This window comes from Paenibacillus sp. FSL W7-1332 (assembly GCF_037969785.1).
Lineage (GTDB): Bacteria > Bacillota > Bacilli > Paenibacillales > Paenibacillaceae > Paenibacillus_AQ.
In genome coordinates this window covers 633,109-648,132 of the sequence record NZ_CP150209.1, presented here as the reverse complement: position 1 = coordinate 648,132, position 15,024 = coordinate 633,109, and the positions used below count along the sequence as shown (strand labels likewise).

At 50.7% G+C, this 15,024-nt stretch carries 12 protein-coding genes; 2 read left to right on the top strand and 10 right to left on the bottom strand.

Going from position 1 to position 15,024, the window contains the following annotated elements:
- Positions 1-36 precede the first annotated feature (36 nt).
- On the bottom strand, positions 37-1,653 hold the full coding sequence (locus MKX98_RS02735; RefSeq protein WP_220686757.1) for a Na/Pi cotransporter family protein: 1,617 nt from the start codon (positions 1,651-1,653) through the stop codon (positions 37-39).
- Positions 1,654-1,759: 106 nt separating this feature from the next.
- The gene (locus MKX98_RS02730) at positions 1,760-3,373 is read right to left on the bottom strand and encodes an ATP-binding protein (protein WP_194540651.1); all 1,614 of its coding nucleotides are present in this window, start codon (positions 3,371-3,373) and stop codon (positions 1,760-1,762) included.
- A 240-nt stretch (positions 3,374-3,613) separates the two neighbouring features.
- Here MKX98_RS02730 and MKX98_RS02725 point away from each other — a divergent pair, with 240 nt between their 5' ends.
- A complete protein-coding gene (locus tag MKX98_RS02725) occupies positions 3,614-4,225 on the top strand; it encodes a hypothetical protein (RefSeq protein WP_339221307.1) in 612 nt (203 codons plus the stop codon).
- 99 nt (positions 4,226-4,324) lie between these two features.
- On the opposite strand, the gene aspA is transcribed toward MKX98_RS02725, so the two are convergent.
- The 3 genes from aspA to MKX98_RS02710 all read right to left on the bottom strand — a co-directional run bounded on the left by aspA (position 4,325) and on the right by MKX98_RS02710 (position 8,085).
- On the bottom strand, positions 4,325-5,785 hold the full coding sequence (gene aspA / locus MKX98_RS02720; RefSeq protein ID WP_235613212.1) for an aspartate ammonia-lyase: 1,461 nt from the start codon (positions 5,783-5,785) through the stop codon (positions 4,325-4,327).
- A gap of 219 nt (positions 5,786-6,004) precedes the next feature.
- Positions 6,005-7,369 (bottom strand): HAMP domain-containing sensor histidine kinase, encoded by a 1,365-nt coding sequence (locus MKX98_RS02715; RefSeq protein WP_339221304.1) that lies wholly within the window; start codon positions 7,367-7,369, stop codon positions 6,005-6,007.
- Entirely contained in the window at positions 7,366-8,085 is a 720-nt protein-coding gene (locus MKX98_RS02710; protein WP_194540648.1) for a response regulator transcription factor, read from the bottom strand. Before MKX98_RS02710 ends, MKX98_RS02715 begins: the two co-directional genes overlap by 4 nt.
- Positions 8,086-8,245: 160 nt before the next feature.
- Here MKX98_RS02710 and MKX98_RS02705 point away from each other — a divergent pair, with 160 nt between their 5' ends.
- The gene (locus tag MKX98_RS02705) at positions 8,246-8,944 is read left to right on the top strand and encodes a hypothetical protein (protein WP_339221302.1); all 699 of its coding nucleotides are present in this window, start codon (positions 8,246-8,248) and stop codon (positions 8,942-8,944) included.
- 104 nt (positions 8,945-9,048) lie between these two features.
- On the opposite strand, the gene MKX98_RS02700 is transcribed toward MKX98_RS02705, so the two are convergent.
- From MKX98_RS02700 to MKX98_RS02680, 5 genes are all read right to left on the bottom strand, one after another.
- Positions 9,049-9,966 carry a polysaccharide deacetylase family protein gene (locus tag MKX98_RS02700; RefSeq protein WP_194540647.1) on the bottom strand — a complete coding sequence of 306 codons (918 nt, stop codon included), beginning with the start codon at positions 9,964-9,966 and terminating at the stop codon, positions 9,049-9,051.
- Positions 9,938-11,260: an MFS transporter gene (locus MKX98_RS02695; RefSeq protein ID WP_339221300.1), complete on the bottom strand. Its 1,323-nt coding sequence runs from the start codon at positions 11,258-11,260 to the stop codon at positions 9,938-9,940. The genes MKX98_RS02700 and MKX98_RS02695 overlap by 29 nt, the downstream gene beginning before the upstream one ends.
- A gap of 251 nt (positions 11,261-11,511) precedes the next feature.
- A complete protein-coding gene (locus MKX98_RS02690; RefSeq protein ID WP_194540645.1) occupies positions 11,512-12,543 on the bottom strand; it encodes a copper amine oxidase N-terminal domain-containing protein in 1,032 nt (343 codons plus the stop codon).
- Positions 12,544-12,710: 167 nt separating this feature from the next.
- Positions 12,711-13,310, bottom strand: a complete 600-nt coding sequence (locus MKX98_RS02685; RefSeq protein WP_233354729.1) for a TetR/AcrR family transcriptional regulator — start codon at positions 13,308-13,310, stop codon at positions 12,711-12,713.
- Between the two features lie 28 nt (positions 13,311-13,338).
- Entirely contained in the window at positions 13,339-14,793 is a 1,455-nt protein-coding gene (locus tag MKX98_RS02680) for an MDR family MFS transporter (protein WP_220686761.1), read from the bottom strand.
- Positions 14,794-15,024 lie beyond the last annotated feature (231 nt).

Genomic DNA, 15,024 nt, shown 5'->3' with positions numbered 1-15,024 from the left:
CCAGCGCTGTTTCTATGGAATCCATATCGATTAAGCCTACTCCTCGTGCATGACGAATTGAGCGATGTTCTTACTGTGGTCTCCGACACGTTCCAAGTTGCTCAGAATATCCAGATAGACCGCTCCAGAGTTCCCTGTGCACAGATTCTGGTTCAACCGCTGGATATGACTCTTGCGGAACCTAACTTCCATCTCGTCTAATTGCCGCTCATAGTCCAGCACCTCTTGAGCCGCGGCCACGTCATTATGCTCTAACGCAGTCAGCGCCCGTTCCACCGCCTTGTCGGCTAAGGACAGCATTTCCTTCAGCTCGCGCCCGGCTTCCTCTGAGAACTCAACCTTTTTATTAATGCTGAATTCGGAGAGCTCCACGATATTTTCCGCATGATCGCCGATCCGCTCAATATCGTTCACCAGTTGGAACCAACCGGAGGCTTTTTCGGACTCCCCTTCCGGCAATCCGTTCTGCTGCTGGATTTTCACCATATAATCCGTAATTTTCCGATTCAATTCGTTGATAAGCTCTTCCTTCTGCAGGGCGAGTTCCCCCACCCGGGGTTCCCTGCTGAAAAAGAAAGCAGACGCATCATTGAGCGTCTCTCGGGCATATTGCCCCATGCGCAGAATTTCATGCTGGGCTTGTCCAAAAGCGACAGCCGGAGTGGCCAGTAAACGTTCATCCAAATAAATCGCCTTAAATTCAATTTCCTGCATTTTGCCGGGAATGATCTTGGTTACGATCCAGGCCAGAGTCGGAATTAGAGGCAGGAAGATCAGGGCATTGGTCGTATTGAAGATGCCGTGAGCGTATGCGATTTGCATACGGATATTAACGCCTTCACCCAGCCACGCCACCAGAGAATGCACGGGAATCAGCAGAATCATAAAGATAATGGCACCGATGACGTTAAAGATGACGTGCACCAAGGCTGTTCGCTTTGCGGCGACTGTTGCGCCAATCGAAGCAAGCACTGCCGTAATAGTGGTCCCGATGTTATCGCCAAACAGGATCGGTAGCGATCCTTGCAGGCTGATCATGCCTTCGTCTGCAATCGTCTGCAATATACCGATGGTCGCGCTCGAGCTTTGCACAATCACCGTGAACAAAGTACCAACAATAAGAGCCAGGATCGGTTGGTCCTTTAGCTGGATCATAAAATCCGTGAAGGCAGGAAGCTGACTAAGCGGCTTCACCCCACTGCCCATAGTCGACAACCCTAGGAACAGGGTACCAAATCCAAAAATCACTTGGCCAATATATTGAAATCTTTTCTTGTTAAAGAAAAATAAAAAGAACGCTCCTACCGCAATAATGGGCAGTGCATATTCTTCAATTTTGATCCCCACGATAAATGCAGTCATGGTTGTGCCAATGTTGGCGCCCATAATAACGCCTATGGCTTGTCGAAGTGTCATCAGTCCCGCATTGACCAGTCCGATCGCCATCACGGTCGTTCCTGATGAGGATTGAATCAGAATCGTGACACCGACACCGACCAGCACGCCCAGCACCGGGTTGGACGTGTATTTCTCCAGCAACCCGCGCATTTTGTCTCCTGCTGACTTCTGCAGTCCGTCCGACATGTACTTGATGCCGAACAGAAAAATGCCCAAGCCGCCTACAAACTTAAATAGGATATCCTGCCAATCCAAGAAAAAAATCCTCCTTTAGATGTCAACCTCGTAGTGTGGATATAAAAACCCTCTAATAATTTAGCATAATATCACAACAAGTTACACCTATCTAAGTATCGACATATTACGAGATCGGCAGACTTATTTCGACCGATGTCCCTCGCTCTTCCTCGCTCCGGATGACAATCCGGCCATTATGGCTCTCCATGATCCGATGGACGATCATAATGCCAAGGCCATTGCCGTCCGGCTTGGTCGTATGAAATGGCTCCCCAATCCGCTGGAGCACATCGTCCGTCATGCCGGAGCCGTTATCCGTAAAGATCACGCGTTGATATCCTTCCTGCACATCCAGATGAATGTGAATATTCCCGCCATGCGGCAAGGCTTCCATCGCATTTTTCAGAATATTAAGAAAAACTTGCTTAATCTGGTTCCGGTCGCATAGAATCGTAGCATTCTGCCCGATGTTTCGGGTCATTTCAATCCCGCTAAGCTCCGCCTGGATCGCAAACAAGTGGAGCACCTCATCCAGAATTTGACCGCAGTCCTCAAGCTTAAAGACCGCAGCCTGGGGCTTGCCCAAAATCATAAATTCCCCTACCATCAGATTGGCCCGTTCCAGCTCGGACATGATCAGATCATAGTGCCGAAGACAGGCCTCCTTATTCGCCAACTGGAGCATTCCCTTCACCGTGGTGAGCGGGTTACGCACTTCATGGGCGATGCTTACGGCAACCTGACCGGCAAACACCAGCTTTTCCGTATTCCGCAGTACTTCCTCCGTACGCTTCAACTCCGTAATATCACGAAGAAAACCTACCACCCGCATGAGCTGTCCCCCACGGTCGTAAGCAGGCTGAACATCCAGTATATAATGATTCATGTTTCCGGATATCTCAAGCGAAAGCTCTTCTCCGATGCAGATTTGCTGCCGGTGTATCACCTGCTCATAATACTCGCCAATCGGCTTAATACCAAACACCGAGCGACCCACATATTGGGTTCGTCTCCGATCACTGCCGCCTTTGTACAGCAGGCTTAAGCTGGTTTCGTTCATCTCCAGAATCTGACCCTTTGCATCGGTAATGATCACGCCATAATGATTCGTTCCGAGAAGCACCTGATTCAAGGTTTGCAGCTGCGTGTTCTGTTTGCGGGTAACCATCTCCCGTTCCAGGGAATCGGCCATCGTACACAGCAAAGCATGCAAATGTGGGTGAACAAACTCCCTGTTCGTCATTAGAGAAATGGTTCCTAGGATTTCCTTCCCATCCACGCTGTGAAAGGGAGCCGAATAACATGCCATACGGTGCAGAATGTGATGAAAATGATCCTCTCCTATCAACGTAAACGGCCGTTCGTACCGGAGACACAGATCAATAGAGCTTGGACCATCTTCTTGGGAATAGCCGTTGCCCTCGGTGATACCCAAATACCGGGCTGTTTCTATGATGGTCGGGTCCCCTTCCATATCAAGAATGAATCCCTCGTTATCCGTAATCGTAATCACGACAGGGTTTCCTGATCCTGAAGAAAGAAACTTATTCACGAAAACCTGTATCACTTCGATGTATTCTTTATATTTTGCACGTCTTGCGGCCAATACTTCGTCATTCAATCGATTCGTATGTGTTGGAATCAGCTCCGGGTTCATCCCCTTGTCTATACACTGCTGCTTCGTTTGCCGAATGATCTCCTGATCGGTTATTTCACCACATCGATTATCCAAAACCACATACCCCTTTTTATCATACTGCCACTTTAATCTAACCTAACGTTTATTCTATCACTTTTATCGGCAAATGGAGCCTGCCAGTAAAACTTAATCGAATGTGAACATGGCAGCTTTCATCTTAACATTTATCAAGGCATACGGGATAAGCAGATATTTGGAAACATATTCTTATGTTCTCCTCCTGTTTATGTAACTATTTACAGCAAATATCCGTTTAGGATGTAAAGGAGATGAGAATCCATGTTCAAACCCAATATGGCTTACTTGTTCCTCATGGCTGTCCTATTTCTTGTAACAGCCTGTTCGAGCAATCCAGTTGAAGCGCCGGCTCCATCATCCGAACCTCCGACAACTGCAGTGGCGGACTACAACAGTACGGCGGAAAACGTATTTTCATTATATGAAGGAGAAGACATGAATACCGAGGATAAAGTCACGAACATGCTTGCTCAATTGGAAGGCATGGACTGGACAGAATACAACCGCCTGAGCAGTGGCAAAACATTGGAGACTCTTGAGCTGCTGTATACCCACCGGTCCCTTATCAAACCCGAACATTACAGGAGCCTGTTCATGGCAACCACCAATCTCGACGGTGCCTCTGCCGAGCAATACGCCGCCACTGCAGGAGAATTGTTTGCCAGAGACACGAAGGGCGTGGTTCGAGCACTCGCTGATTTGAGTGACAACGATATGAGGCAAAGCGTCATTTCCAATATTGCTTACCATCTTGGTTATCAGAATGTTACACAGGTGGAAGAAGAGCTCGAGCAATGGCAAACGAACAAGGAGCTGGATGATCCCGAGAAGAACGTCATTGCCTCTCTTATAGCTGCACTCAACAATCCATAAATCTACGACATCCGTCAGAGATAATCGACAGCACCAAAAAAGAGCCGACCAAGATGACATCTTGGTCGGCTCTTCGTATCGATAAAACAAGGGTACACCTTATTGGTTCAGCAGGAACTCTTCTCCGGCAATACCTGGAGATGTCATATGATAAGGGTCCAGAATGACCTGGATCTGTTCCTCTGTCAAAAGACCCTGCTCCAGAATAATCTCCCTGATGCTTTGACCTGTCTTCTGCGCTTCCTTCACGAGTCTGGAGGCTACGTCATAACCCAGATGCGGGTTCAATGCCGTAATAATGCCGTAGCTGTTATCCACGAAGTACTTGCAGCGTTCCTTATTCGCCGTAAGATCGACCATCAGATTCTTGTAGAACACATCCATGCCGTTCTTCAGGATTTTGAGGGAATGCATTAAGTTGTTCGCTGCGACAGGAACCATGACGTTAAGTTCGAATTGCCCGGCTTCGCATGCCAAACTGATCGTATGGTCATTGCCGATAACCTGGAACGACACCTGGTTCATGACCTCAGCCATCACCGGATTGACCTTGCCCGGCATAATCGACGAACCCGGTTGTCTTGCCGGTACGTTCAATTCGTTCAAGCCCGCTCTCGGACCGGAAGCCATCAAGCGGATATCGTTGCACATTTTCGAGAAATTCACGGCACACACTTTGAGCGCAGCCGACAATTCCATATACGCATCGGTATTCTGGGTGGCATCGACCAAATCTTCGGCTTGCTTCAAGGAGAAGCCTGTCTGCTCAATTAAATGCTGGACGACACTGTGCATATAGTCCGGTGTTGCATTAAGCCCCGTACCTACCGCGGTCGCCCCCATATTAACGACTAGCAAGCCTTGCGCGGCCCGCTCGATCCGGTTGATGTCACGTGTCAGAACATTGGCATAAGCCCCGAACTCTTGTCCGAGTCGAATCGGTACCGCATCCTGCAGATGCGTGCGCCCCATCTTGATGACATCATCAAATTCCTTGGCCTTCTCCTGAATGCCGGCAACCAAGGTCCGGAACACCTCAAGCAGATCCTGCGTCAGACGGTAAGACGCGATGCGGATCGCCGTCGGGATGGCATCGTTCGTGGACTGCGACATATTAACATGATTATTAGGATTGCAGTAGAAATACTCGGCCTTCTGTTTCCCCAAAATCTCCAGCGCCCGGTTCGCCAATACCTCATTCATATTCATATTGATCGAAGTACCTGCTCCGCCCTGGATGGAATCGACAATAAATTCGGAACGGAGATTACCCGCGATGATCTCGTCTGCCGCCTCTATAATGGCACTGCCTATCTTTTTCGGCAGCAGGCCAAGCTCCATGTTCGCCAGGGCAGCGGCTTTCTTAACTTCGCCCAGTGCAGATATCAATTCTGCATGGATGGGTACCCCGCTGATCGGAAAATTCTCTACCGCCCTAACCGTATTAATTCCGTAATAGGCTTCCACAGGAAGCTGTTTTTCCCCCAGAAAATCTTTTTCAATTCGATACTGCATATCCATGGACAACATCACCATCGCCTTTTGATTATTTTGTATCATGCTTGTCACCTGTTATCATCCAGCTTGCCCGGATATATACAGAATTCTGCCTTCCCACTTGAAATCCTCTATAGCTTACGCGTTTTGTTAGAGAATATTGAATGATATGTGCGAACGCGCAAAAAAAGAGGCCTTATCTAAGTATAATTACCCAGAAAAGACCCCTCTTACCCTATCTTTATGATTCTGTCTGTAGACCTAGATGGGGACACACCTGAACTAAAAGACGGTGGTCTTTCTATGCGGAGGGAAACCAACCGAGATGACGGCCCCTCCCTCCGTTCGATTCCCTGCCGTGATCAGACCTCCGCAGCGCTCCACGATGGCGCGAGCAATGGCCAGACCCAGACCGGACTCCCCATTCTTGCCCTTCACAAACCGGTGGAACAAATACGGAAGCAGTTCCTCGGATATGCCCTCGCCATCATCGGAAACGGTGAGGAATACCCGGCTATTTTGGATACCGGCTTGAATGTATATATGCTTGCTCGCGTGCCTTGCTCCATTCGAAACGATATTCAGCAGCGCTTGCAGCAGCTTATCCCGGTCAGCATACACCATTAACGATTCGTTATCGCCATAGGAAGGATGCACGAACAGTCCCTTTTTCACCAAGACTGGATTGACTCTTTCGATCGTTTCCTCCACGAGCTCCTTCAAATTGACCGCCGTTGCCTTAAAGATGTCGTCCTCGCTGTCCAGCTTCGCGAGCAGCGTCATCTCGGTCACGATATTGGTCATGCGGCTGCTCTCACTCATAATGATATCCAGCCCTTTGCGGATCTCCTCCCCTTCGAATACCCCGTCCCGAATTCCCTCCGCATACCCGGAGATGGACATGAGCGGCGACTTCAGCTCGTGGGATGCGTTCTGGAAGAATTGCTTCTGCACATGATTGTACCGCTCCAGCTCACCCGCCATTTCGTACACGGACTCTGCAACTACGCCGATCTCTCCGCTTGCCGATACCCGCTGAACTTCGGAGAACTGGCGCTCTTTCACCTTCTTCAATTCCTCCCGCAGCAGCATGAGCGGCTTAATCAATCTCTTGGTGATGAACAAGCTTAAGATAACCATGATTACGCCTCCCACAGCAAATACGAGCATCAAACGCCCCATCAGCGCCTGCTCAATGGCCTTAATCTTGCTGATCGGAGTGATCAGTGTCAGCGTCCCTTGAGGAACCGCCGTCACCTCGGTGAGGAATTTACCGCTCCCCGCTGCGGATGAGTACGAAGCCACATAGTCCGGACGAATCGCCTGACTTACCATGAATTGAGCGGAGGGAGTTACCGGAATCGAGCTGACCACATTCCCTTCGTTATCCTGGATGATTACGCCTACTTCCGCTACCTGTGCCGAGGTCAAGCCGCTAACCGCCAAAGGCGCACTCTCAATAGGAATGCTCTTGGCAGCGGCAGTTTCGAGTTTTGCCGTCAGCTCAGCCCCTATGGTCTGCATGTCCTTTCTCTGCGTCCCGATAAAATGGTCCATCAGCACATAATGAATCACAACCGCCGTCACGGAGAGCACGAGTATTAGCGACAAGGCAAACGCAAGATTGATCTGATGCACCAGCTTCATATCGATGATTCCTCCCCATCCACTCTCATTCGGTATCCATGCCCCCAGATAGCCTCGATCGGCAGCTGCTCCACCTTCTTGCGAAGCCGTTTAATGAGATGATCGACCGCACGGTCGCTTCCAAAATAGTCGTCGCCCCATACGGAGGTTAGCAGCTCATCCCTTGTAAACGCACGGTTCGGATGCTCGGCAAACACTTTCAGCATCTCGAATTCTTTGTTGGTCATATCCACTTCTTCCCCATCCCAGAACACGCGCCGCTCCTCCAGCATTAACTGAAGGCGTCCGTTGCTAAGCTCCGGAGAAGCCGGCGCAAGCCGCGGAACACGCTCCTCATGATGGAATTTGTACCATCGGTTCAGCTGTCGTTTGATTCGGGCAACCAACTCGCGCGGGCTGAACGGCTTGACCATGTAGTCATCGCTTCCCAGCTCAAGCCCCAGTATTTTATCCACTTCGCTATCCTTGGCAGAGATCATGATGATCGGGACCTCGGCCTCTGCACGGATCCGTCGGCACAATTCGAAGCCGTCCATGCCGGGCAGCATAATATCCAGCACCCACATATCCGGCGGATTCGTTCTCCACATCTCCCAGCCCTCCTCTGCCGTGCCAAGGCCAACCGTCTTGTAGCCCTCCTTGCGCAAATAAGCTTCCACCAAATTACGTATATGCTGATCATCGTCAACCACGGCGATGAGATAATTTTGGTTCATATATATAGACCTCCGGGCTTCATCTCCTCTCAGTATACCAAGCTGTAGGAAGATGAAGGGGATTGCCATTATTTTTCCACAAATACACCAATGTTCTGCCAATGCTGACTCGTACACTGGGTACTGTAAGACAAACCAACCCCACAAGGAGTGTTAAACGATGAAACACAAACTGTTTGGCAAGCTCGCCCTGTCCGCCGCCCTGCTTGGAACGGCAGCCGTCCCCGTACATGCATCAGGAGCTGACACAAGTGATGTACCAAAACAACCAGGCAAAAGCGCACCTATACAAGCCGCCACTACCATCTCCATTCTGCCGAACCCGCTGGAATTGGCAGAGAAATATGCACCGGAAACGGTACAGGATTGGAAAGAAACGCTTGAGAAGTACGGCAAGCTTGCCGGAGCCGAGGGAACCTTCTTCTTCTCGGAGGCTGCAGCTGTCGACGCAGACAACGGTGATGCACAGCCGGTTACGGGAGATGGCGAATTCGGAATTGCAATTGCCGTGAAGGCTACTCCGGCTGTAGATATCAACGGGTCCTCGGGCAGCGGGGATATCAAGGAATTCAAAGCGATCCAGATCAAGGAGTTTACTCCACTAGAAGGTACGGCAATAGAAGTAGCCGAAGCTGTTAAAACCGATGCCGGCATAGTGAAACACGACGTGATCCATAGCGAGGCAACTGGTTTGGAGGCAGTGAAAATCAGCGATGAAGATCTGGCTTTCATCCATGCCAGAATCGACCTCTTCAAAGCCGTAGGTTCCAAGGACTCGGATGCCATTAAAGAGGCATTGGCGAAGCTGCTGGACCAATACAAGGAACAGATCGCTATGCTGGAAGCTAAAGCGAAGTAAACTTATACGTCAGCAGCATCTAGCATCGGTCGGCGAAAGCCAACCGTACTTAACAGACAAACAAGCCCTGCCGGTGCCGCGGCATGGCTTGTTTTGGCACAGACTTACGTTTTTTTGGCCATTGCCTTCATCAGCTTCATGGCCGAGCGCACGCGGGGCTTCTTTAAATGCTCCTCTACATAACGGTAATCCGTCAGAATCACCTTGGCATCCCGCAGTCCGTAAGCAAAATCGTCATCGAACAGCAGCCGGTACTCCCATACCCGCTTCTCCCAATGCGGGATATTCGCCAGCATCCATTCATCTTCCGCTCCGGGATGGACGTAGGTTTCACTGACCCCTTCAGGGAGTCTGTACAGCTTATCAATCAGCGATTGCTTGAAGCTCTCGTAAGTCTCTCCCTCAACAACAGGAAACGGATGAGAGAGCAGATAATCCGGGATCGGCACGCCAAACGTGTCAGCAAGGCCTGAAGCGAGCGCGACCGGACGCTCGATATTCGGCAGCGAGCTGAGCAGTGGATCCTCCGGGTAGATATAGCGGAATAGTCGCGCGGGGAGGCGCCAACGCGAAGTCTTCCACAGCATCTGCGGAATGAGGCTTCGCCCCGTTTCCATCCCGTACAGGCTGCCCATGTGATTATCCACATGGCTGATGCGGATCCCGGCCTGGCTCGCCAACCTATACTGCGCCTCCAGCTCTTTTAACACGGCACCCGTCTCTGCCCCGCGTTCAAACTCCTGAACGGTCCGGTATTGATGGCCGCTGGCATCATGAAGGGAGGAATGCCCTGTTAAGCTGCTCCATCGCAGAGCCTCAAATTCGCTCGTCATGGTGAGGTGCAGCCCCACATTCGGTTGGCGTCGGCGTGCCGCCCAGGAGGCCGCCTCTTCAAAGCCGGGAGCCACGGTCATAATGGTTGCCGAAGAGACTTTATTCTCCTCCAGCAGATGCCGGATCGCCTCATTCATGGCCTTGCTCTGCCCGAAATCGTCACAGTTGATGATCAGTCTTCGCTCCATGGTCGTGCCCGCCTCCTATGGTTTTTGAGAATTCGATTTTGGTTGCAAACGATAACAGGAAGGAAATCGCCAGCAAGCACAATGGAACGACACTAATCAAATACCTGAAGGTCGATTCCGGATCGCTCCCCGGGTTGTCACCGCTTTCATACCCGAATATCATGCCTACCACAAAAAATGCCAGGGCAGAGATCAATCCGCTGGAACGCGTAATAAATCCGCTGACAGCCGTATAGATCCCCTCTCTGCGCAGCCCCGTCCGCTCCGCATCTTCGTCGATGATGTTGCCGCTCACCATGGCCGGCGTTACCAGAAATCCCGCAAGACCGAATCCCACGCCGATGCCTGCCAGAATCCCGCTGATCAGATCATAGCCAAACCACAGAGGGATGACGGATAACCCATATACTCCTAGCGACAAACGCCATGCCTTCACGCCGTCCATCCGGCGGATCATCCAGTACCAGACGAATACCAGCGGAATGACCGATACAAACACAGCTGCCAGCAGAATAGATACTTGATTATCCGGGATGTTGAGCACATATTTTGCGTAAAAAGGAATCGTCGAGCTTATTAGGCCATTTACTGTCTGGGCGAATGAATTGGAGATGTTAAACACCCAGAACTTCTTGTTGCGCAAGGTTTCGCGGAATGCTTGGATAAGCTTCAGCGGCTCGCTGGCGCTGTACGTCTCCTGCTCCCGGACGCTCATCATGCAGAGGAACATGAACACGCCGAACAGCAGCGCGTACAGAATCGCCATACTCGAAAATCCCATGGCGTCATATATAATCGGGGTCAGCGCGGTACCGATCAATAACGCCACAACCTGGTAGCCCTGCTGAATGGCCGAAGCTTTCGCCCGGATGCGGTCTCCGCGGAACAGCTCAGGAAACAGCGCTCCATAATTGACCCATAATACGGTCGCTACCGCTTCATACAGGATAAGGGCAACTAAGAACCACATGAACAGTCCGTTCTCAGACAATCCTTCCGGCGGCGAGAACACCAGCACGAAGGTCAGCATAAACAGCGGAATGGCGCCGAATACCCACGGCCTGCGCCGCCCCAGCCGGGTCTTCGTACGGTCGGACCAATACCCCATCAGCGGGTTATTAACCGCATCCCAGATCAGGAATACGGTTCGTGCCAGGGATGCCAGCCCTATGCCAAGACCCAATGTATCCACGTAGAAAAAGATGTAAAAGGAGCTGAACGCCTGGCTCGGAACCATCATGGCAAACATGCCAAGCGAATATGAATACGGCGAATTCACCCAACTGCGCTTCATCCGTTTCCCTCCATCCGTCATGGACGATTTTGTTGTACAGTATTCTGCGCATGGCACGAATATACCTGCTCTTGCTGGAGGGAGGGAAAGAGGTCTCACTATAAAGTTCATGCAAGGCCATTTTGCAACCATAAGTTTAGATGATCTTCCGAAAGGGTCTGTGCCATGGAATCCCTCAAATCCCCATTCCCCCGCTTTACATTAACGACTAAGAAGCCTGGCGTATCCGCCAGGCTCCTTGTTTTCATTCCTTATTGAAGAACGATTTTGATCGCATTGCCGATCGGCGGCAGGCTCTTGGTGAGCACCGGGCTGTAATAACCGATAATCTCTGCATTATCAGCCAAATCGCTTGCTTTCAATGTTTTTCCGTCTTTATTCACGACAACCGTCTCAGGCGTCAAATTCAGGACGACTTCATTCGGCGATTGTTCCGTTAATCCCTTACCCTTAATCGTTACGCGCAGGCTGCCGCCATCCGCATTGATGTCTGCGATGGCACCGGCTGTAGCGAGCTGCTCCGTCTCTTCCTTGTCCGACTTCACGCTGATTTCATAAGCATAGGTCTGCGGAGGCAGGCTCATAGTCATCGCCAGGCTGTGAACGGCTTCAATCTCCATCCCCTTCGCAAGATCCTTAAACTCGATGTCCTTGCCTTCTTCACCGCGGATAACGGTGTTCTCATCCACGTTCAGAAGGATTCCTTCCGTTCCCGTTCCGTTTATGTGAACGGCTTGGCGATCTTCGTTATTGATAATTTCGGTGATTTTGCCAGTGACGGTTTCCTTCTTCACTTCTTCCTCGGACGAGATGCTCACTTTCGTGCCATCGGCCGAGACGTTAACATGGAGCACTTCGCTGAAGAAGTTAGCCGGAACATAAAGCGTACCCTTCACATTCACCGGCGCAGCGCCGAGGGACTTATACATTTTGTTAACCGCATACTGGTCTTTGCCCGTTTGCACGAGAGTCCAGATCGGGGATCCCGGTTTAGTCAGCTCCGCAGAGCGGTCCTGTTGATTCCAGCTCAGTTCAAGTCCGAGCGCCTCGGATACACTCCGCAGCGGAATCATGACCTGCTTCGCATCGGCGTTCATATAACCGGTGCCCGCCACTTCCTTACCGTTAACCAGAACGCCATAATCCATTACAGCCGAAATTACGACCGGTTTCTGTTCCTGGCTGCCTCCAGTTTGGGGTGCCGCATAAGCCGCTGCTCCACCGGAGACAGCGATGGCCGCAACCATCAGTGTCGCTGCTTGCTTCTTCCATTGTTTGTTCATGCTCATCATCCTTTCTAGGTGCCTTAACTTATCATGTACTACTATACTGACGGGCGTATTTGCCAAATGTTGCAATGAAATGATAAGTGAATGTGGAAGATAGCACGCAAAAAGGCCGTTCCGGGTTAGACTTATCAAGTCTTCCGAAACGGCCTCTATTATCTGACTTAGCGATGAATAAACAGCGGGTCAACAAAGCTTCTGCAGTATTCCTCCGCTATCTGCTCCGCGCTGTATCCCACATCACGCATGTATAGAATGATATCCGCGCGCGGCAGAGATGCGAGCATCACAGAGGTAAACTGAGGGTCTAGCGGCATCAGTACTCCCTGCTCCGCCGCACGCTCCAGCAGGCGCTTGATCTGAAACCGCAAAAACGTGAAGGGCGGGTTCTCACACATAATGTTCTTGGTGTCCTCCAGCCGGTCAGAGGTCAGCATTACCCGTAGCCACTCCAAATCTTCATTGAAATGGAGAATGACCTTCGTCATCACCGTCCGCAGCCGATGAGCCACCGGTTCACCTTCGCTGCTCTGAAGGTAAACCTCCAGCCCCTCCATAAACCGATCGATCTTGGCTTCCATCAGCGTAAAGCAAATCTTGCTCTTGCTGGGGTAACGGCGGTACAAGGTGCCTTGCCCGATCCCGGCCGTTTTCGCCACTTGATGCATGGAGACGTCCTCGACTCCGTATTTATTAAATAAAGCCTGAGCCGTATCCAAAATCTTTTGACCCAACTCGTCATTCTCTTTCGGCAATGCACGCATCCCTTTCTAATTTGAACACACGGGAACCTTATGCAGCAGACTGTTCTTCTTCAACGGGTGAAGTTGTGCGTTTAACAAATAATCCCAGTACTAAAGCGATGATTGCAAGAACAAGTCCGATTACGAAAGCATTATGAAGACCGGCAACCATGCTCTCTACCGGATTGAGATCCCCGGTTGTTTCAACGTAATTTTTAGCACCTGCTGTCATGATGCTGATAAAGAGCGCCATACCTACGGCTCCTGCTACCTGCTGCAGTGTATTCATGATGGCTGTTCCATGCGGATACAGCAAGCGCGGCAGCTGATTCAAAGCTGTAGTCTGGGCCGGCATCATAACCATCGAAATCCCTATCATCATCATAACATGAAGGAAGATAACATAACCACCGGTCCATGAAGCGTCGATGCGCGAGAACAGGAAAATAGCGATACTCAAGAGAGCAAGACCTGGGATAATCAGAACCCTCGGTCCGAACTTATCGAACAGCTTCCCTGTAATCGGAGCCATCAATCCGTTGATGATACCACCAGGCATCATAACCAGGCCTGCCGCAAGCGCAGTTAAGCCCAGTGCGTTCTGCAGGAACAATGGCAGCATGATCATGGTGGAGAACATGCTCATCATTAGCACCAGCATCAGAACGGTCACGAGTGAGAACATCGGGAATTTGAAGGTACGCAGATCCAGCATCGGTTCCTTCATCTTCAGTTGGCGCCATACAAAGAACAGCAAGCTGATGGCCCCTGCCGCAATGCACCAAATCACCTTCGGATCAGACCAGGTGCCTTCTCCGGCGCTGCTGAATCCATATACGATACCCCCGAAACCGATGGTAGACAGAATAATCGAAATATAATCGACCTTCGGCTTGGTCAGTACGGATACGTTCTTCAGGAAAACCGCAGCAAATATGATGGAGAACGCAGCCAATGGAATGACCAGATAGAACAACCAGCGCCAGTTCAGCGCGTCCACGATCAAGCCCGAAAGCGTCGGTCCGATCGCCGGGGCCGTCATGATGACAAGACCGATCATGCCCATAGCAGCTCCGCGATTCTGAGGCGGATAAATACTAAGTATGGTGTTCATCAGAACAGGCAGCATGAGCCCCGTTCCGACCGCTTGCAGGATACGCCCTACCAGCAGCACCCCGAATACCGGTGAGAAGCCGCAGATAATCGTACCTATAAGAAATAGCGTCATGGCGCCTATAAACATCTGTCTTGTCGTGAACCACAGCTGCAGCAGCGCCGTGACCGGCACCAGAATACCGACAACCAGCATATAGGATGTTGAAAGCCACTGAACCGTCGACTCTCCAATACCAAACTGCTCCATCAAGCTTGGGAAAGCGATGTTCAGCAGTGTCTCATTCAAGATGGAAACGAACGCGCCGATAATCAGTGCGGCAACAATCGGCCCTCTCTTTATTTTACTTAAATCAATCTTGGCCGAACTTGGCCCCACTCCCATATCCAAGACCTTATCCTCCCTTATCTCTGTATACGGACAATTGTCCGGTAACGCGTTTTTTATTCTAACGGACAATTGTCCGCAGGTCAACTGAAAATTTTCATTAAATTTTCAAATTCGGCAATCCGAATAAAGCCCGCCGCATTATCCGCTAGTATAAGCAGCAGAACACGCAGGATATCAGATATTTAAACCCATTAATTAACACAGGACCTGCCCCCGCTCCAAGACCAGGAC

Coding starts and splice junctions, on each gene's coding strand:
- MKX98_RS02715 (WP_339221304.1), bottom strand. CDS start 7,369: ATGAAGCTGGTGCATCAGATCAATCTTGCGTTTGCCTTGTCGCTAATA.
- MKX98_RS02700 (WP_194540647.1), bottom strand. CDS start 9,966: ATGGAGCGAAGACTGATCATCAACTGTGACGATTTCGGGCAGAGCAAG.
- MKX98_RS02695 (WP_339221300.1), bottom strand. CDS start 11,260: ATGAAGCGCAGTTGGGTGAATTCGCCGTATTCATATTCGCTTGGCATG.
- MKX98_RS02710 (WP_194540648.1), bottom strand. CDS start 8,085: ATGAACCAAAATTATCTCATCGCCGTGGTTGACGATGATCAGCATATA.
- MKX98_RS02690 (WP_194540645.1), bottom strand. CDS start 12,543: ATGAACAAACAATGGAAGAAGCAAGCAGCGACACTGATGGTTGCGGCC.
- MKX98_RS02705 (WP_339221302.1), top strand. CDS start 8,246: ATGAAACACAAACTGTTTGGCAAGCTCGCCCTGTCCGCCGCCCTGCTT.
- aspA (WP_235613212.1), bottom strand. CDS start 5,785: ATGATACAAAATAATCAAAAGGCGATGGTGATGTTGTCCATGGATATG.
- MKX98_RS02725 (WP_339221307.1), top strand. CDS start 3,614: ATGTTCAAACCCAATATGGCTTACTTGTTCCTCATGGCTGTCCTATTT.
- MKX98_RS02685 (WP_233354729.1), bottom strand. CDS start 13,310: ATGCGTGCATTGCCGAAAGAGAATGACGAGTTGGGTCAAAAGATTTTG.